Annotated in this window: 17 protein-coding genes and 1 pseudogene; 15 read left to right on the forward strand and 3 right to left on the reverse strand. The window is 58.0% G+C overall.

Annotated features, from left to right (window positions below; genetic code table 11):
• Positions 1-160 precede the first annotated feature (160 nt).
• Complete coding sequence (locus tag Q4Q11_RS25375; protein ID WP_498571216.1) at positions 161-550, forward strand: DUF3391 domain-containing protein; 390 nt, start codon at positions 161-163, stop codon at positions 548-550.
• A gap of 340 nt (positions 551-890) precedes the next feature.
• On the opposite strand, the gene Q4Q11_RS25380 is transcribed toward Q4Q11_RS25375, so the two are convergent.
• A complete protein-coding gene (locus Q4Q11_RS25380; protein WP_498571217.1) occupies positions 891-2,681 on the reverse strand; it encodes a methyl-accepting chemotaxis protein in 1,791 nt (596 codons plus the stop codon).
• Between the two features lie 473 nt (positions 2,682-3,154).
• Between Q4Q11_RS25380 and Q4Q11_RS25385 the strand changes: the two genes are divergently transcribed.
• From Q4Q11_RS25385 to Q4Q11_RS25410, 6 genes and pseudogenes are all read left to right on the forward strand, one after another.
• Positions 3,155-3,877: an autoinducer binding domain-containing protein gene (locus tag Q4Q11_RS25385; RefSeq protein WP_498571218.1), complete on the forward strand. Its 723-nt coding sequence runs from the start codon at positions 3,155-3,157 to the stop codon at positions 3,875-3,877.
• 127 nt (positions 3,878-4,004) lie between these two features.
• Positions 4,005-4,759, forward strand: a protein-coding gene (locus Q4Q11_RS25390) for an IS5 family transposase (protein WP_498571219.1) whose coding sequence is annotated in 2 segments (ribosomal slippage) — positions 4,005-4,338 and positions 4,338-4,759 — 756 coding nt in all. Because the reading frame shifts where the segments join, the coding sequence is not laid out codon by codon here.
• Between the two features lie 5 nt (positions 4,760-4,764).
• Positions 4,765-4,881: pseudogene (locus tag Q4Q11_RS25395) on the forward strand (DNA polymerase ligase N-terminal domain-containing protein); the annotation flags it as partial.
• A 219-nt stretch (positions 4,882-5,100) separates the two neighbouring features.
• A complete protein-coding gene (locus Q4Q11_RS25400) occupies positions 5,101-5,601 on the forward strand; it encodes a MaoC family dehydratase (RefSeq protein WP_498571232.1) in 501 nt (166 codons plus the stop codon).
• Between the two features lie 6 nt (positions 5,602-5,607).
• Entirely contained in the window at positions 5,608-6,768 is a 1,161-nt protein-coding gene (locus tag Q4Q11_RS25405) for a CaiB/BaiF CoA transferase family protein (RefSeq protein WP_498571220.1), read from the forward strand.
• Positions 6,765-7,913 (forward strand): extracellular solute-binding protein, encoded by a 1,149-nt coding sequence (locus Q4Q11_RS25410; protein WP_498571221.1) that lies wholly within the window; start codon positions 6,765-6,767, stop codon positions 7,911-7,913. Before Q4Q11_RS25405 ends, Q4Q11_RS25410 begins: the two co-directional genes overlap by 4 nt.
• Positions 7,914-8,035: 122 nt before the next feature.
• On the opposite strand, the gene Q4Q11_RS25415 is transcribed toward Q4Q11_RS25410, so the two are convergent.
• On the reverse strand, positions 8,036-8,815 hold the full coding sequence (locus tag Q4Q11_RS25415; RefSeq protein ID WP_498571222.1) for an IclR family transcriptional regulator: 780 nt from the start codon (positions 8,813-8,815) through the stop codon (positions 8,036-8,038).
• A 167-nt stretch (positions 8,816-8,982) separates the two neighbouring features.
• Between Q4Q11_RS25415 and Q4Q11_RS25420 the strand changes: the two genes are divergently transcribed.
• From Q4Q11_RS25420 to Q4Q11_RS25455, 8 genes are all read left to right on the forward strand, one after another.
• A complete protein-coding gene (locus Q4Q11_RS25420; RefSeq protein WP_498571223.1) occupies positions 8,983-10,293 on the forward strand; it encodes a type 2 periplasmic-binding domain-containing protein in 1,311 nt (436 codons plus the stop codon).
• A 187-nt stretch (positions 10,294-10,480) separates the two neighbouring features.
• The gene (locus Q4Q11_RS25425) at positions 10,481-11,374 is read left to right on the forward strand and encodes a carbohydrate ABC transporter permease (RefSeq protein ID WP_498571224.1); all 894 of its coding nucleotides are present in this window, start codon (positions 10,481-10,483) and stop codon (positions 11,372-11,374) included.
• A 2-nt stretch (positions 11,375-11,376) separates the two neighbouring features.
• The gene (locus tag Q4Q11_RS25430; protein WP_498571225.1) at positions 11,377-12,243 is read left to right on the forward strand and encodes a carbohydrate ABC transporter permease; all 867 of its coding nucleotides are present in this window, start codon (positions 11,377-11,379) and stop codon (positions 12,241-12,243) included.
• A gap of 5 nt (positions 12,244-12,248) precedes the next feature.
• A complete protein-coding gene (locus tag Q4Q11_RS25435) occupies positions 12,249-13,346 on the forward strand; it encodes an ABC transporter ATP-binding protein (RefSeq protein WP_498571226.1) in 1,098 nt (365 codons plus the stop codon).
• A gap of 12 nt (positions 13,347-13,358) precedes the next feature.
• Entirely contained in the window at positions 13,359-14,471 is a 1,113-nt protein-coding gene (locus Q4Q11_RS25440; protein WP_498571227.1) for a mandelate racemase/muconate lactonizing enzyme family protein, read from the forward strand.
• A 10-nt stretch (positions 14,472-14,481) separates the two neighbouring features.
• Positions 14,482-14,811 (forward strand): L-rhamnose mutarotase, encoded by a 330-nt coding sequence (locus Q4Q11_RS25445; protein WP_498571228.1) that lies wholly within the window; start codon positions 14,482-14,484, stop codon positions 14,809-14,811.
• Positions 14,804-15,883: a Gfo/Idh/MocA family protein gene (locus Q4Q11_RS25450; protein ID WP_498571229.1), complete on the forward strand. Its 1,080-nt coding sequence runs from the start codon at positions 14,804-14,806 to the stop codon at positions 15,881-15,883. Before Q4Q11_RS25445 ends, Q4Q11_RS25450 begins: the two co-directional genes overlap by 8 nt.
• Positions 15,884-15,887: 4 nt before the next feature.
• Positions 15,888-16,343: a MaoC family dehydratase gene (locus tag Q4Q11_RS25455; protein WP_498571230.1), complete on the forward strand. Its 456-nt coding sequence runs from the start codon at positions 15,888-15,890 to the stop codon at positions 16,341-16,343.
• Between the two features lie 493 nt (positions 16,344-16,836).
• Here the strand turns inward: Q4Q11_RS25455 and Q4Q11_RS25460 are convergent.
• On the reverse strand, positions 16,837-17,112 hold a 276-nt coding region (locus Q4Q11_RS25460; RefSeq protein WP_498571231.1), incomplete at its 5' end, for an alpha/beta fold hydrolase.

The raw sequence follows: 17,112 nt of genomic DNA on the forward strand, positions 1-17,112 counted from the left end.
TCATGGCTAAAGAACAGGCTCGAATCGAGGCTCAAAACCGTAAGCAGGCATAAAATCTATTCGCCGGACGCTTACGGTATTCCGGTTGAGACAAGGCCTTAATCTGTCACCGGCTTTGCAGCATCAATATTTAGATGGAATCCTCTCGGCAAATTCACAAATGCTCAAACGCATCCAACTGAGCCAGCTGCGGGTCGGCATGTTCGTCAGGGATATGGAGTTTGCCACTCAATCGGATGCTGAGCGCTTCAGGCCTTTTCTGCTCTCCAAAGGCGAGGATCTCAGAAGGCTCACGACTGGGCACGTCAGGAGCGTAGTCATAGACATCACGAAGAGAGTGGACGTCGCTGGGGGAGCGCACCCTATCGATATAACGAGTTTTGAGGCGAATGTGCTGGCTGCATTTTCACCTGGCGAGATCGGCCATGCGAAAAGATCCATTCAGGATATTGGGCCGCATCTACGTCATGTACTACACGATGCCGGTCCTGCTAGGCAACCGTTGCCCAGGTTCTCGGCCCCTTCAAAACCAAAACTGCCGTGTTTGTAGAGGCAGAGCGTCTGGCTGCCCATCAGCCCACAAAATAGCCGCATCAGATCCACCAGCCGTGGCCCCAGGATGGCGCTTACTTTTCAAACGGTCTTCCAAGGAATGAAGTTGTGGCGCTATTTCCAAGGTTCGTTGAGCAACGAGTTGCCGACGCCATGCCAGACACGCGAGTCGTACTGATCGCGGGTCCCCGACAATCAGGAAAAATGACCTTGGCGAAGAAGATGGCCAATGAGAGGATCGATGCCGCTGTGCATGCGCTGATGTGATTGGCGACAGTAGAGCGCTGCCTTTGGCCGATACAGAAACGAAGTCGTCTAAGGCGGAGTCTCCGCGCGCCTCAGAACTCTTCCCAATTGCCGCCCGCTATTGCCGCATTGCCGTGGAAGGCCGCGCTCACCTTGGCGACTATTGCCCGCGGTGCCGATGAGACCGGCCTGGAAGCACCGGTTGCCACAGTTGGACGTGATTGGCGCAAGGCCGCGCTTCCGATGTTGAACTGGCCCAACAGCTGGAAGAGTGCTTCAGCCTCCTTGGCGAGACTATGAGCAGCAGCCGTTGATTCCTCGACCATCGCCGCATTCTGTTGCGTGCCTTGGTCCATGGTGTTAACTGCGGTGTTGATTTCCTTCAATCCCGTCGCCTGCTCCTTGGAACTTTCGACGATCGCAAGGACATTGCCGTTGACCTGCTGAACCTGGGCGACGATTTCTTCGAGCGCTTTGCCAGTTTCCCCCACAAGACTCACTCCGCTCTTCACATGCTCGTTGGAGGCGCTGATGAGTTCCTTGATCTCTTTTGCCGCTTTGGCCGATCTCTGAGCAAGCTCGCGGACTTCTTGCGCGACCACCGCAAAACCCTTGCCGGCATCGCCCGCGCGTGCCGCTTCTACGCCTGCGTTTAGTGCCAACAAGTTGGTCTGAAACGCGATTTCGTCGATCACGCCAATGATGTTGCCAATCTCTGCCGACGATGTCTCGATCTTGCCCATCGCTTCGACGGCACTGCGGACCACCGCCCCGGAACGCTCGGCATTCTCGCGCGTCCTTCTCACCAGTTGGCCAGCCTCCTGAGCGCGGCTGCTGGAATCGGAGACTGTTGTGGTGATCTCTTCGAGGGCGGCGGCGGTTTCTTCGACGGAGGCCGCCTGCTGTTCGGTGCGCTTCGACAAATCGTCCGAGGCTGAACGAACTTGCTGAGCTCCGGCCGCGATGCCGGTTGCGTTTTCGGCCACGGTCTGCATTGCTACGCGCAGCTTGCCGACGGCGGCGTTGAAGTCTGTCCGGAGTTTTTCCAGGGTCGGAATGAACGGGGTTGCGACTTCCTGCGTCAAATCGCCACCGGACAGCGCCATCAACGATGCCGCCAAATGATCGACATTATTGACGCGGGCGGTGACGTCGGTCGCGAACTTGACGACCTTGAACACCTTGCCGTTCATGTCAAAGATCGGATTGTAGGACGCCTGGATATAGACCTTTCTGCCGCCCTTGCCGATACGCAGAAACTCATCAGCGATGAATTCGCCACCAGATAGGCGCGCCCAGAATCGCCGGTAATCGTCACTGTTAACGTAAACGCTATCACAGAACATTGAATGGTGGCGGCCCCGGATTTCGGCAAGCTGATAGCCGAGCGCCGACAGGAAATTGTCATTCGCCGTTAAGATCTCGCCGTTGGGCGTGAACTCGATTACGGCCTGGGCTCGCGACAGTGCACTCAGTTTGCCGGCATCTTCAGCGCTTTGCAGCCTCTGCATGGTGATATCGGTTGCGAACTTCACCACCTTGTAGGGTTTGCCGCCTCTGAAGACAGGATTGTAGGAGGCTTCGATCCAGATTTCCTTGCCGCCTTTGCCGATCCGTTTGTATTGGCGCTGATCGAACTCGCCTCGGTTTAGCTTTGCCCAGAATTCGCGATAGTCGGCCGACGAGGCTTCTGCCGGCTCGACGAATATTCGATGATGCTGGCCAACAATCTCGGACAGTTCGTAACCGAGAGCAGTGCAGAAATTCGCATTGGCCGTCAGAATCTTACCGGTTAGGTCAAACTCGATGATGGCCTGTGACCTGCTCATCGCGGCCAGTATGGCCTTGGCATCCGATCCGAAGCCTAAAGCAATTTTCTTCATGCTGTTCTCCTAACACAGGTCTACCTGAATGACCGCGGCGACCCCTCACGGGTGAGTGCTGGACGGGCAAGCTGAAAAATAAAATCCGATAAATACATTAAGCATCAATTAACCGGGTTCTTAGGAAATATGATCCATCGCGCACTAGGCGCTCCAAGAGAAATATCGTATCAGAAACAATTGGTTAAACAACTTCCTACGGGCGACGGCATCGGCGCCGGGGTTTTTCAAGGGTTCTTTTGAGCGTTAAAATTGTTGATTTTAAGCTCGATCTACCGCCTGAATACCCAAGGTCGCGTTTACTATTTGTTAAGCGGGCGCTCGCCTAAAAGGCGATGTTCCCGTAGGCTTGCGTTTTTCCTATCCACCGGCATGTTGAACCGTCACTACGCGTGCAGATTCGATCTCGGGACTAGCAACATAAGCCGGGATCAGCCACCAAGCGCGAGGACGACTGCCGGCCGGAGAAAGACATGAAGCTCGCACGCGAAATCAATCGAATTGAGGAAGTCGCGGGACGATTCAATACGCATTATGAAGTCTTCAAATATATGAAGGGTCTCACTCAGGATCTGGGAATGAGCGCGTTCCTGATCATGACGCTGCCCACGATCGATTTCGCCGAAATTGGAGCAACGAAGATCATCACCAACTGGCCGGCGGAAATGGTCGATTACTATGATGCTCATAACCTGATGGTCGACAGCCCCGTCATCCGTCGGATGCTGAGATCGACGAGCCCCTTCAACTATGATGTCGCGGAGATCAACACCCATCGCGGAGAAGGCAAGAGGGCCACGGTCATCGATTTGTTCAGGCGCTACGGAATGGAAAAGGGCGCTTACTTTCCTGTTCACGATGCCGCGGGTGGACGCGGCGCGATGTCAATTTCAGGGTCCCGGAATCTCAGTATGATTGAAATGGCGAAGATCCTGTTTATTGCGACGCTGATTTATGATCGGCTCTCACAGCTGACGTTGAACGAGAAACACAGGCCCATTGCGTTTACGTCGAGCGAGCTGGACTGCCTGAGGCTCACGGCCGGCGGAAGGAAGGGTCCTGAAATCGCGGAGATTCTCGAGCTGTCCGAAAATACGGTCAACAATCACATTGGGAGCGCGATGAAGAAGCTCGGATGTACGACGAGAACGCAGGCAGTGGTTAGCGCTCTGCGCCTTAATCTCATCCGAGTGTAAGATGCGAGCCCACGAACTCCCGATTGAAGGTCCACCCGCCGATAATGGTGCGCGGTCCATGGTTGCTAGGCTCAGGACCTATTAATTTGGTTGATATGTGATTCACGGTTTCCAGAAGGAGACCGCAATGAGTGATTTGTTTCTGCTGAGCGAGCGCCAGATGGCCCGGATTGAGCCGCATTTTCCCTTGGCGCATGGCGTTCCACGCGTCGATGATCGCCGTGTCGTCAGCGGCATTGTCTATGTCATCAAGCATGGCCTGCAATGGAAGGATGCGCCAAGGGATTACGGGCCGCACAAAACGCTTTATAATCGCTTCATTCGTTGGAGCCGCCTTGGCGTGTTCGACCGCATCTTCGCGGCGCTGGCCGGTGACGGTCCCAGGCCCGAGCGCATCATGATCGATGCCACACATCTGAAAGCGCATCGCACGGCCGCAAGCCTGCTCAAAAAAGGGATGTTCCCCGTCGTATCGGGCGAACCAAAGGCGGACTGGACTCCAAACTACACACCGTCTGCGATGGCGAGGGACGCCCGATCACCATGCTGCTCAGCGAAGGCCAGATGAGCGACCATAAGGGCGCTCGTCTCGTGCTGAATGTATTGCCCGCGGCCAAGACGCTGATTGCCGGCAGGGGTTATGACAGCAAGTCATTCCGGGAAGCCTTGCAGGCAAAGGGCATCGAACCCTGCATCCCTTCGAGCCGAAGCAGGAAGGTTCCATATCCTTACGATAAAGGGCTCTACAAGAAGCGTCACAAGGTCGAGAACCTCTTCGCCAAACTCAAGGACTGGCGGCGCATAGCGACGCGCTACGACCGATGTGCGCATACTTTCTTCTCAACCATATGCATCGCCGCAGCCGTCATCTTCTGGCTTTGATTTAACGAGGCCTGAACCTAGATCCGTACGACAAGCGGCTGGCGGTCGAAGCGGAGGATCGCCCGCTCGACTACGGCGATTTCGAGGGCACGAACCCTAACGGTCAGTATGGCGACGGCAGCCGGATACCATCATGTCGAAATGATCGCATCGCGAGGCAACAGCGCGCCTTGCGTGATTCCGCATTCCTCCACGTTTCCGTCTTAGTGCCAGCGCACTGGGCTTGCCAAAGTAACTCATATGTGAAAATAGTATTTACATAAGAACACTCATGGCAGAGAGGAGGGATGATCGTGAGCCAGGAACCGACAGTCGGGATTTCGTCCACGCATCCGTCCGACATGCCGCAGGCGCATGCCGACCTGCCGGTATGGAATGCCGAAAACTGGTTCTATGAAGACTGGCCGGAGGGGCAAAAAATCCGCTCCCTACGCCGCACGATAGGTGAGAGCGATAGCCACCTTTTCAATGTGCTGGTGACCGACATTCATCCGTATGTGCAGGATCAGATGTTTGCACAGCACGAGGGCGCCTTCGGGCGGCGCCTTGTCGCCGGCGCCTTCGTCTTCTCCGCCGGGCTCGGCCTCGTCGCCACCAACTGCGTCAATGCCTTTTCCTACGGCTACGACAAGTTGCGCTTCATTAAGCCGGTCTTCATCGGTGACACGATCTACACCATCCGAACCAACCTCGGCAAGCGCCCCCGCTACAAGGAGCTCGGCTTGATCAGGGCGAGCTACGAGGTCTTCAAGGGCGAGGGAGAGCTGGTGCTCTACTGCGAGCATCTGCAAACCGTCAAATACAGGAATCCGGCCGATTTTGCCGGACAGACAGAAAAGTAAAATGCGATGACGCAGTCCAGCGATCTTCCCTTAAGCGGCCTTGTCGTCGTCGACATGAGCCAGTTCCTCTCCGGTCCCTATTGTTCGCTGCGCCTAATGGATCTCGGTGCGCGGGTCATCAAGATCGAACGGCCTGACGGCGGCGATCTCTCACGCCGGCTCTATCTCAGCGATACGGAAATCGGCGGTGACTCGACAATTTTCCATGCCATCAACCGCGGCAAGGAAAGCCTGGCGATCGACCTCAAGAACGACGGCGATCTAAAGGTGCTGCGCGCGCTGCTTTTGAAGGCTGATGTGCTGATACAGAACTTCCGTCCTGGTGTCATCGAGCGGCTCGGGCTGCATTACGATGCTGTGAAGGAGATCAATGCGCGCCTCGTCTACGCGTCGATCAGCGGCTATGGCGACGAGGGTCCCTGGGTGACCCGTCCCGGCCAGGACCTGCTTGCGCAATCGCGCTCCGGTGTGATGTGGCTGAATGGCGATGAAGACCAGGGTCCCGTGCCGTTCGGTCTGGCGATTGGCGATATGCTTGCCGGTGCGGCGGCCTGCCAGGGCATCCTCGCTGCCCTTGTCCGCCGCGGGATCACCGGCGCGGGAGCTCTGGTCGAGACCAGCCTCCTCGAGGCGCTTGTCGATTTCCAGTTTGAGGTACTGACTACCTATCTGAACGATGGCAATCGGCTGCCAAAGCGGTCGAATTTCAGGAGCGCCCATGCCTATCTTGCGGCTCCCTACGGTGTCTACGCCGCTGCGGACGGTTACCTGGCGATCGCCATGACGCCGATCCGGAAACTTGCCGATCTTCTCGATATGCCGGAGCTCGCTCCCTATTGCGATGCGCCATCGAGCTGGTTCCAGCAGCGCGATGTGATCAAGGAACTGATCGCCAAGCGTATTGCCACGAAGATGATCGACGAGTGGCTGGCGATCCTGGAGCCCGCCGATATTTGGTGCGCTAAGGTGCTGAACTGGAACGAGCTGGTTGAGAGTGATGGCTTCAAGTCGCTTGACATGCTGCAGATGGTGACCCGTGAGGATGACGTCTCAATTCTGACAACCCGCTCACCGCTTCGCGTCGATGGCGCCCGGCCAGTCTTTCATCGTGCCGCCCCGCGTGTCGGCGAGCATAGCGCTGCGATCCGCGAGGAGTTCGGGCTATGAGCAACGTCATGCTGACGGGAATGACCTGGAACCATCCGCGCGGCTACGATCCGATGGTTGCCTGCTCGCGGCTGTTCGAGGAACAGACCGGGACCAAAATCCGTTGGGAAAAGCGTTCGCTGCAGGACTTCGAGACCTATCCGGTCGAGGAGCTGGCGCGCGCCTATGATCTCATCGTCATCGACCATCCGCATGTCGGCCAGATCACCAGTGAAAAGTGCCTTCTGCCGCTTGATGTATCCGGCCGCGAGGCTGAGCGCGAAGCTTTGAGGAAGGGCAGCGTTGGTGCCTCCTACCAGAGCTACCTGTGGGATGAACGCCAGTGGGCTTTCCCGATTGATGCTGCGACGCAAGTGCAGGCCTACCGTCCAGACAGGATCGCGCAAGGCGCGGCGAGCTGGCAGGATGTTCTTGAGCTTGCTCGGGAAGGGCAGGTGCTTCTGCCACTTCGCCCGCCGCATACGCTGATGTCCTTCTATACGCTGTCGGCAAACCGCGGGCATCCGTGCCGGACCGAACCCGGCCAATTGATAGATCCCGCCGCTGGCGCAGAGACAGTCGAGGTGATGCGGGAGATAGCAGATCTCATCGATCCCGAATGTTTCGAGATGGATCCGATCGCAGCCTTCGAGCGCATGGCGGTTGCGGGCAGCCGGATCGCATGCGCGCCCCTGATCTACGGCTACATCAACTATTCGATCGAAGGTTTTCGAAATAGCCTGATCAAGTTCTCCGATATTCCTGTCGCCGGAGATCTTGGTCCGGCCGGTTCGGCGCTCGGCGGCACGGGCATTGCGGTTTCCGCCTTTTCAAACCATTCGCAGCGGGCGATCGACTTCGCTTATTGGATCTCCAGCGCAAATATTCAGCGCAGTCTCTACACCAGCTCAGGCGGTCAGGCGGGGCATGCTGCGGCGTGGGAGGACGATGTCGCCAATGCCGCGACGGCCAGCTTTTATCGCGCTACCCGTGCCACCCTTGAGAGCGCCTGGGTTCGGCCCCGACATCATGGCTACATGGCTTTTCAGCAGCAGGCGTCCGACGTGCTGAACGAAGGTCTGAAGAAAAAGCGGAGCGCAGCGACGATCGTTGCCGATCTGAATAGGCTATTTGCGGAGAGCTTTGCAGTAGGAAGTCCTGATTGAGCGCTGAACGCCTGAAATCCAGGGATCGTTCATTTTGATTGTATGATCAGGTGCAGGTGGATGTCGAGTGCAATGCGTTTTTTCTCTGCGCTGATGCAGAGATCATTCAAATAAAAATACCACTAGGTTCCGACATCGGATCCGACGAGCAGCGACAGCTGTTGCGCGGTCTTCTGCAGATGAGTGATCGTGCGTGTGATATCCGGCGCGCTCGGTGCATTGACCAGGGCAATATAGGGGCAGGTCAAGGCGGCTATACCGCGTCCATCCGGTCCCAGGATCGGTGCCGAGAGGTTGTAGACGCCAGCCGTCTGGACACTTGCCATCATTTCGTAGCCCTGCTCGCGAATATGATCGAGCCTTTCGTAGAATTCCGGCGTAAGGCGCGGATCGTCCGTGCTGCCCACATGCTCCGCGATCATCAATTCGCGCTCTCCGGTGCTCCGGAAGGCGAGCAGGACATGGCCGGAACCGGTGTCAAACAGGTTCACGTGCGAGCCGACGCGGATCGAAATCCCCCAGTAATCCGGGGCTTCCTGCTGAGCGATGACCACGGCATAACCCCGATCGAAGACCGCGAGATGGTTCGCCTGACGGGTCTTCTGGGCCAGATCGCGCATCAAGGGTGTGGCGAAGGACGCCAAGCGCCTTGTCGGCGCATGCAGTTGTGAAAGGCCGAAGAGTTTGAGCGTCAGGGCGAAGCGATCGCCTTCCAGCTTGGTCACATAACCCCGGCGCACCAATCGGTCGAGCATGCGGTAGAACTCGTTCGGGCTACGGTCGAGCCGCTTCGATATTTCCGCCTGTGTCAGGCCGCCCTCGACGCTAGCCAATAGTTCCAAGATATCGAGACCCTTGTCGAGCGCCGGGGCGCGGTAGCGGTCTGCGTCATCCATCTCCATGTATGTTCTCCTGTAAATGATAGCTGCATATACGCAGACAAAGCCTTCGGGAAGGGAAAGTTTTCCTTGACGCAACGACTATCTTGTCGTTTGTATATAAACATAAAACTCATATGTGAGGAGAGTCGGCGCGCTCAAACAAAGTCGCCGTTGTGGAGGAGAGGAATATGAAAAGATTGATAGCCAGCCTCGCGTCTGGGATTTCATTATTTGCATCCGTGGCCATTGCGACCGATCTGCCGGGCAAATTCCCGGGCGTAACAGTCGACGCCAAGCTCATCGGCGGTCAGCAATATGAGCCGCTTTACGCGCGCATCGCCGAGTGGGAAAAGGACACGGGCGCCAAGGTCAACATTCTCTCGAAGAAGAACCACTTTGAGCTCGACAAGGAAATCAAGTCCGACATGGCCTCTGGCAGCATCTCGTGGTGCGTCGGCTCGAACCACTCGTCCTTCGCTCCGCAGTATCCCGACCTCTACACCGATCTTTCGAAGCTTCTGCCCAAGGAGGAGATTGCCCAGTTCGTCGATTCGACCATTCAGGCCTCGACCATCGACGGCCGCTTGATCATGCTGCCGCGTGCGCAGTTCGACGTTTCGGCGCTCTACTACCAGAAGAGCCTCTATAACGACGAGGCGAAGAAGACGGCGTTCAAGGCGAAGTACGGCTATGATCTCGCCCCGCCGAAGACCTGGAAGGAAGTCTCCGATCAGGCGATCTTCTTCTCCAGCCCGCCGAACTTCTTCGGCACGCAATTCCCCGGTAAGGAAGAGGCGATCAACGGCCGCTTCTATGAAATGCTGGTCGCCGAAGGCGGCGAATATCTAAACAAGGATGGCAAGCCTGCCTTCAACTCCGAAGCCGGTGTGCGCGCGCTTGATTGGTTCGTCAATATGTACAAGGCCAAAGCCGTTCCGGCAGGTACGACCAACTATCTCTGGGACGACCTCGGCGCAGGCTTTGCTTCCGGTTCCATCGCGCTCGATCTCGACTGGCCGGGTTGGGCAACCTATTTCAACGATCCGAAGTCGTCGAAAATCGCGGGCAATGTCGGTGTCGTCGTGCAGCCCGTCGGTTCCTCTGGCAAGCACACCGGCTGGTCCGGCCATCATGGCTTCTCGGTCACCGAAGCCTGCGCCCACAAGGATGCTGCCGCCTCGCTCGTCTGGTTCCTGACCAACAACGACTCGCAAAAGCTCGAAGCGGCCAACGGCACGCTGCCGACGCGCAAGGCCGTGTGGGACTGGGATATCCAGCAGGCCGCTTCCGATCCTTACAAGAAGGAAGTGCTGAGCACGTTCCAGGAAGCCATGAAATATGCCTTCCCGGTTCCGCGCACGCCGCAATGGATTGAGATTTCCAACGTCGTTTATCCTGAACTTCAGGCGGCCATCCTCGGCGACAAGAGCTCCAAGGAAGCGCTCGATGCCGCTGCCCAGAAGGCAACCGATGTTCTGAAGGACGCCGGCGCACTCTAAGCGATGCAAATGAAGTCCCGCGCTTTGAACAGCGCGGGGCTTTCGCAAGCTGACTTCGAGAAAGGCTTTCGATCGGCGCCGCAAGGGGCCGGCTCGTGCCTGCCGGTTTCGTGCCGGGTCTCGTCCCAAGCAATCCATTCCAAGCAGTCCGGGCGACGCTGCCGAGGAATGCCGACAGGTGCAAACCATGCTCAAAAGAATATCCCCACCGGTCCTGCTTCTTCTTCCGGCGATCATCGTCCTTGTGGCGGTGGTTCTCTTTCCGCTGCTTCTCTCCTTCTATTCCAGCTTCACGCCCTTTCGCCTGACGCGGCCGGCGACGCTCTTCACCTTCATCGGCTTGCGCAATTATACACGCATCCTCACTGATCCGGTTTTCCTGGCGGCCTTCGTGCGCACCGTCGTGCTTTTGACGATCGCGCTCAATCTGGAAATGCTGCTTGGGCTCGGATTGGCGATACTGGTCAACAAGGCGACCCACGGCAAGCGCGTGCTGCGCACGCTGATGATGTTCCCGATGATGTTTTCGCCTGTTCTCGTCGGTTTCCAGTTCAAGTTCATGTTCAACGACAATGTCGGCATCATCAACAATGCCCTGCAGTCGCTCGGCATGACTGAAACGGCCATTCCCTGGCTGATAGACGGCAATCTGGCGCTGTTTTCCATCGTCATCGCCGAAGTCTGGTCTTCGACTTCAGTCTTCGCGATCCTCATCCTCGCCGGACTGCTCGCCATGCCCCAGGAGCCGGTCGAGGCTGCAAAGGTCGATGGGTGCACGAGCTGGCAGAAGTTCCGCTACGTCACCTGGCCGTTCCTGATGCCCTTTGCCTTCATCGCCATGACGATCCGTTCGCTCGATGTCGCTCGCGCCTACGACATCGTCAAGATCATGACGGATGGCGGGCCGGCGCGGCGCACGGAGCTCATCTGGACGCTGGTGGGGCGCACGGCCTATGCCGACGCGCAGATGGGTCTCGCCAACGCCATGGCCTATGTCTCGATCATTCTTTCGATCGCCTTCACAGTCTATTTCTTCCGTAAGCTGGCGCTTGCCCGCACCCAAATCGGAGCGGAGTGGTAATCATGGATCGCAACGCGCAACAGCGCCTGCAGCGCCGCCTTTGGAAGATCGCCTATCTCATCGGTCTTTTCCTTGCGATGCTCGTCATCTGCCTGCCTGGCTTCTGGATCGTCATCAGCTCGCTCCGGCCAGCCGTGGAAATCATGGCGAAGCCGCCGGTCTGGATACCGCAGGAGCTGTCGCTGGAAGCGTATCGCGCCATGTTCAGCGGCGTGGGGCAGGGCGGCATTCCCGTCTGGGATTATTTCCGCAATTCGCTCATCATCTCCGTCACCTCGACGGCCATTGCGCTCGTCATCGGCATGTCCGGCGGCTACGCCTTCGCTCGCTTCCGTTTCACAGGAAAATCGGCCGTGTTCCTCGGGCTGATGCTGACGCGCTCCGTGCCCGGCGTGGCGCTATCGCTGCCGCTCTTCATGGTTTATGCCCGGCTCGGCATCATCGATACCCATTTCGGCCTGATCCTCACCTATGTCGCACTGAACGTACCCTTTACCATCTGGTTGATCGACGGCTTTTTCCGGCAGGTGCCGAAGGATCTCGCCGAGGCCGCGCAGATCGACGGCTGCACGCGCTGGCAGGCCTTCTGGCAAGTGGAGTTCCCGCTTGCCGGCCCTGGCATCGCATCCGCGGGCATCTTCGCCTTTCTCACCTGCTGGAATGAATATGCTCTCGCCTCGCAGCTGACGCGCTCGGTCGATTCCAAGACGTTGCCAGTCGGCCTGCTCGACTATACGGCCGAGTTTACCATCGACTGGCGCGGCATGTGCGCGCTGGCGGTCGTGATGATCATTCCGGCGCTCGCTCTCACTTTCATCATTCAGAAGCATCTGGTGTCGGGTCTGACATTCGGTGCGGTCAAAGGTTGATCTCAATGGCTCAGGTTTCCCTCAAAAAACTCGTCAAGCGCTATGGCGCGCTGGAAATCGTCCATGGCATTAATCTCGAGATCGCGGATAAGGAGTTCATCGCGCTCGTGGGTCCCTCCGGCTGCGGCAAGTCGACGACGCTGCGTATGATTGCCGGCCTGGAAGAGGTTTCCGGCGGCACGATTGAGATCGGCGACACCGTCGTCAACGACCTGCCGCCGCGTGATCGCAACATCTCCATGGTGTTCCAGTCCTACGCGCTCTATCCGCATATGACGGTGCGCGAGAACATGGGCTTTTCGCTGAAGATCGCCAAGCAGCCGCCGGCCGAGATCGACCGTCGTGTCAACGAGGCGGCGGCCATCCTAAGCCTCGAAGCACTGATGGATCGCCGCCCGGCGCAGCTTTCCGGCGGTCAGCGCCAGCGCGTTGCCATGGGCCGCGCCATTGTGCGCCAGCCGGAAGTCTTCCTCTTTGACGAGCCGCTATCGAACCTCGACGCCAAGCTGCGCACGCAGATGCGCACCGAGATCAAAAAGCTGCATGCCAAGGTGCAGTCGACGGTCGTCTACGTCACGCACGATCAGGTCGAAGCCATGACGCTAGCCGACCGCATCGTCATCATGCGCGACGGCCATATCGAGCAGGTCGGCACGCCGGATGAAGTGTTCAAACGGCCCGCTACACGCTTCGTCGCTGGCTTCATCGGCTCGCCGCCGATGAATATCGAGGAGGCAACGCTGAAGACGGGTGAACTGGTTTTCAAGAATGGCGACCGGTTGCCGCTGCCGAGCCAGTTTGCCGACAGGGTCAGAGAAGGCGAAAAGGTCGCCTTCGGCCTCAGGCCCGACGATATCTTCCCGACAGGCCATGGCCTGCATTCAGGCGCCGAATCTGCCGTCTACGATTTGGCGCTGCCCGTCGCCATCACCGAACCGCTTGGCAATGAAACGCTCGTCTTCGTCGAGTTCGCCGGTCGCGAATGGGTGGCGCGCATGCTCAACCCGCGCGCTCTGAAGAGCGGCGAGCAGCTGAAGATGAGCTTCGACCTTAGTCAGGCACACCTCTTCTCCGTCGAAACCGGCAAGAGCCTGGCAATCTAAGGAATAGCTCCCATGGCACGTATCGAGAAAATTGAAATCCGCATGGTCGACCTTGCTCCCAAGACCAAGCGCACGGATGCCATCCAGAGCTTCGTCAGCCAGGAGACACCGATCGTTACGATCACGGATTCCGACGGGGCGACCGGCATCGGTTACAGTTACACGATTGGCACCGGCGGTTCGTCGATTATGCGGCTGCTGTCGGATCATCTCGTCCCACTAGTGATCGGCGAGGATGCAGATTGCATCGAGGCGCTCTGGCGCAAGATGGAATTTGCAACACACGCCACGACGATCGGCGCGATTACAGCCTTGGCTCTTGCCGCCGTCGATACTGCTCTTTGGGATCTCAGAGCCAAAAAGCAGGGCCTGCCACTCTGGAAGTTGGCGGGAGGCGCCAAGAATAACTGCCCGCTCTACACGACCGAAGGCGGCTGGCTGCACGTCGAGAAAGAAGCGCTGGTCGAAGATGCATTGCTGGCAAAGTCGAAGGGTTTTTCCGGCTCCAAGGTGAAAATCGGCAAGCCACACGGCGCCGAAGACTACGCACGTCTTTCGGCTGTGCGGGCAGCCGTCGGCGACGGTTTCGAGATCATGACGGACTGCAATCAAGGCTTCACGATTGATGAAGTGATCCGACGAGCGTCGCGCCTGAAAGAGCTCGACCTTGCTTGGATCGAAGAGCCGCTGCCGGCCGACGATCTCGATGGGCATATCCGCCTGTCGCGCTCGACGCCGACGCCGATTGCCGTCGGCGAATCCATCTATTCGATCCGCCATTTCCGCGAATATATGCAGAAAGGCGCCTGCTCGATCGTCCAGGTCGATGTTGCCCGCATCGGCGGCATCACGCCCTGGCTCAAGGTTGCTCACGCCGCCGAGGCCTTTGATATACCTGTTTGCCCGCACTTCCTGATGGAGCTGCATGTCAGCCTGGTCTGCGCGATCCAGAACGGCAAATATGTCGAATACATTCCGCAGCTCGATCAGCTGACCACCAAGGGCATGGAAATCCGCGACGGACGCGCGATTGCCCCGACCGATTCCGGCATTGGCATCAGCTGGGATTGGCAGGCCGTAAAGGCTTGCTCGGTCAAGGAATTCACCAGAGAGTTTGCCGGCTGAGGAGGTGATCATGCAGCGTATGGGAATGGTCGTCGGGCTGAAACCTGGAAAGATCGCGGAATACAAGCGCTTGCACGCGGCCGTCTGGCCAGAAATCCTGGCGCTGATCTCCGAATGCAACATCGCCAACTATTCCATCTTCCTCAAAGAGCCAGAGAACCTGCTTTTCGGTTATTGGGAATATACCGGTGACGACTTCGACGCAGACATGGCGAAGATGGCTTCACATCCGAAAAACAAGGAATGGTGGGCTGTCTGCATGCCCCAGCAGCAGCCGCTCGAAACTCGCAAGCAGGGTGAATGGTGGGCGATGATGAAAGAGGTCTTCCATCATGAGTGAGAGCTTCGATCCGAGGCGTCTGCAGCAGTCATGGCCCCGCTCGGCCAAGCCGCGCCCGATCGTCATCTTCGGTGCGGGAAGCATTGTCGGCGATGCGCATCTTCCGGCTTACAGGAAGGCCAACCTCCCCGTCGCCGGCATTTTCGACCCCAATTCGGCCAAGGCGGGCGCGCTCGCAGAGCAATGGGGCACCGTGGCCTTTAGGTCGGAAGAGCAGGCGTTCAAGACCGAGGGCGCGATCTTCGATCTGGCGACCCCGCCCGCTGCCCATGCCGCAATCCTGTCGAAGCTTCCGAAAGGCTCATTTGCGCTGCTGCAAAAGCCGATGGGCAGCAATCTGCGTGAGGCGACGGAGATCCTGTCGCTTTGCCGGTCACACAATATAAAGGCGGCTGTCAATTTCCAGCTGCGCTTCGCTCCGATGATGCTGGCGCTGAAGGACGCGATCGCCAATGGTCATCTCGGCGAGATTGTCGATTTCGACGCCTGGTTGGCGCTGGCAACGCCGTGGGGCCTTTGGCCATTCCTGAAAGGGCTGCCGCGCATCGAGATCGCCATGCACTCGATCCACTATCTCGATGTCATCAGGGACCTGCTCGGCAATCCGCTCGGCGTCCATGCCAAGACAATCGGTCATCCAAACCACGAGGTGGCGCAGACGCGTACCGCAGCGATCCTTGACTATGGCGACAACGTCCGCTGCGTGCTTTCGATCAATCACGACCACGATTTCGGCCGGCGGTTCCAAGCGTGCGAGTTCCGCATCTGTGGGACAAAGGGTGCTGCCTATCTGAAGCTTGGTGTCAATCTCGACTACCCGCGCGGCGAACCCGACGAGCTGTGGATCCGAGCCGACGGCGCCGGCGATTGGGTCTCCGTGCCGCTTGAGGGAACCTGGTTTCCGGATGCCTTCGCCAACCGCATGGCAAACCTACAGCGCTTTGCCTCCGGCGAAGACGACATGCTCATCGGATCCGTCGAAGACGGATGGCAGACGATGGCGCTCGTCGAAGCCGCTTATCAATCGAGTGCGAACCCAGCGACACCGCTGAGTTCGCTACCGGAGGAATGATCCCGTGCCCGGACACACCATCCATTACGAAGATTACCAGCTGAACGCCGTTCGCACGACCACCGGCCGGACGATTACCGAGACAGACTTTGTCGTTCATGCCGGCCATACAGGCGATTTCTTTCCGCATCACATGGATGCCGAATTCGCCAAGACGCTTCCGGGCGGCCAGCGCATCGCCCATGGCACTATGGTGTTGTCGATCGGCATCGGGCTGACAGCGACGATCATCAATCCGGTCGCATTCTCCTACGGCTACGACCGCCTGCGCTTCGTCCGTCCTGTCCATATCGGCGATACAATCCGCACCCGCGTGACGATCTCGTCGAAGGAAGACGATCCGAAGCGACCCGATATGGGCCGGGTCGTTGAGCGCTGCGAAGTGCTGAACCAGCACAATGAAGTCGTACTCGCCGCAGACCACATCCTGCTCGTCGAGCGCAAACAGAAACAGAGATAAGAGCATGAGACAGAATTTTGAGATCGGCAAATAGCCGAAGCGCGCGCTCGTGACAAGTGACGCCTCCGGTGGTCATCGTGACCGACCGCGTGGTGCGCTCGACGATCTTTGTCCGGAGATGCGCTCAAGATTCTGCACAAGCTTACTGCCGGAGGGCGCGGGTAGATTCAGCAAGGCCCGACTGGAATTGGTAAGCTGATACATATATATGCCTATACGAGATCGGCAAAGCTCAGCCACGCAAGTTGTTCTCTTAGCTGGATGATTTTGCGCAAGTTCAGCACCTTAACGCCTCGAGCGGTGACCGCCGGTTCTTATCCCTTCAACTGCAGGGCAGTTTAGGGGCGCTTGCAGCGGTAATGGAACAAGTTCGAGCCCGTCGGTCCGATAGGACTAACTGTGCACCCTTCACCGCAGAGCCGAATCTCGCAATGCCGCCGTCCATGTGGTGACGTAATTGGTGATGGTGGCGGCCGTCAGACCGGAGACGGCTTCACCCTTTAAGGAAGATCGAGAGCTCCCGTGCTACCGCTTCCGGATCTTCCCGCTGCGGGAAGTGCCCGACGTTCTGAAGGACAATCCGGTCGAAGGAACCGGAAAACTTCTTGTGAAGGTCTTTGGACAGTTCCGGCGGATTGACGCCGTCCTCTATGCCCTGAAAATAAACCGTGGGGAGAGAAAGGGATCGCGTCTCCCTGATGCGGTCTTCGAGCCAGACGCTTTGCGGATCGGGCTCGGCCTCGCCCCACCGAACTCTGTAGCTGTGGAG

The organism is Rhizobium sp. UFLA01-1127, assembly GCF_059803845.1.

What these genes read in the sequence shown, in the direction of transcription:
- Q4Q11_RS25375 (WP_498571216.1), top strand. Translation starts at nt 161, where the DNA reads ATGCTCAAACGCATCCAACTGAGCCAGCTGCGGGTCGGCATGTTCGTC.
- Q4Q11_RS25380 (WP_498571217.1), bottom strand. Translation starts at nt 2,681, where the DNA reads ATGAAGAAAATTGCTTTAGGCTTCGGATCGGATGCCAAGGCCATACTG.
- Q4Q11_RS25385 (WP_498571218.1), top strand. Translation starts at nt 3,155, where the DNA reads ATGAAGCTCGCACGCGAAATCAATCGAATTGAGGAAGTCGCGGGACGA.
- Q4Q11_RS25400 (WP_498571232.1), top strand. Translation starts at nt 5,101, where the DNA reads ATGCCGCAGGCGCATGCCGACCTGCCGGTATGGAATGCCGAAAACTGG.
- Q4Q11_RS25405 (WP_498571220.1), top strand. Translation starts at nt 5,608, where the DNA reads ATGACGCAGTCCAGCGATCTTCCCTTAAGCGGCCTTGTCGTCGTCGAC.
- Q4Q11_RS25410 (WP_498571221.1), top strand. Translation starts at nt 6,765, where the DNA reads ATGAGCAACGTCATGCTGACGGGAATGACCTGGAACCATCCGCGCGGC.
- Q4Q11_RS25415 (WP_498571222.1), bottom strand. Translation starts at nt 8,815, where the DNA reads ATGGAGATGGATGACGCAGACCGCTACCGCGCCCCGGCGCTCGACAAG.
- Q4Q11_RS25420 (WP_498571223.1), top strand. Translation starts at nt 8,983, where the DNA reads ATGAAAAGATTGATAGCCAGCCTCGCGTCTGGGATTTCATTATTTGCA.
- Q4Q11_RS25425 (WP_498571224.1), top strand. Translation starts at nt 10,481, where the DNA reads ATGCTCAAAAGAATATCCCCACCGGTCCTGCTTCTTCTTCCGGCGATC.
- Q4Q11_RS25430 (WP_498571225.1), top strand. Translation starts at nt 11,377, where the DNA reads ATGGATCGCAACGCGCAACAGCGCCTGCAGCGCCGCCTTTGGAAGATC.
- Q4Q11_RS25435 (WP_498571226.1), top strand. Translation starts at nt 12,249, where the DNA reads ATGGCTCAGGTTTCCCTCAAAAAACTCGTCAAGCGCTATGGCGCGCTG.
- Q4Q11_RS25440 (WP_498571227.1), top strand. Translation starts at nt 13,359, where the DNA reads ATGGCACGTATCGAGAAAATTGAAATCCGCATGGTCGACCTTGCTCCC.
- Q4Q11_RS25445 (WP_498571228.1), top strand. Translation starts at nt 14,482, where the DNA reads ATGCAGCGTATGGGAATGGTCGTCGGGCTGAAACCTGGAAAGATCGCG.
- Q4Q11_RS25450 (WP_498571229.1), top strand. Translation starts at nt 14,804, where the DNA reads ATGAGTGAGAGCTTCGATCCGAGGCGTCTGCAGCAGTCATGGCCCCGC.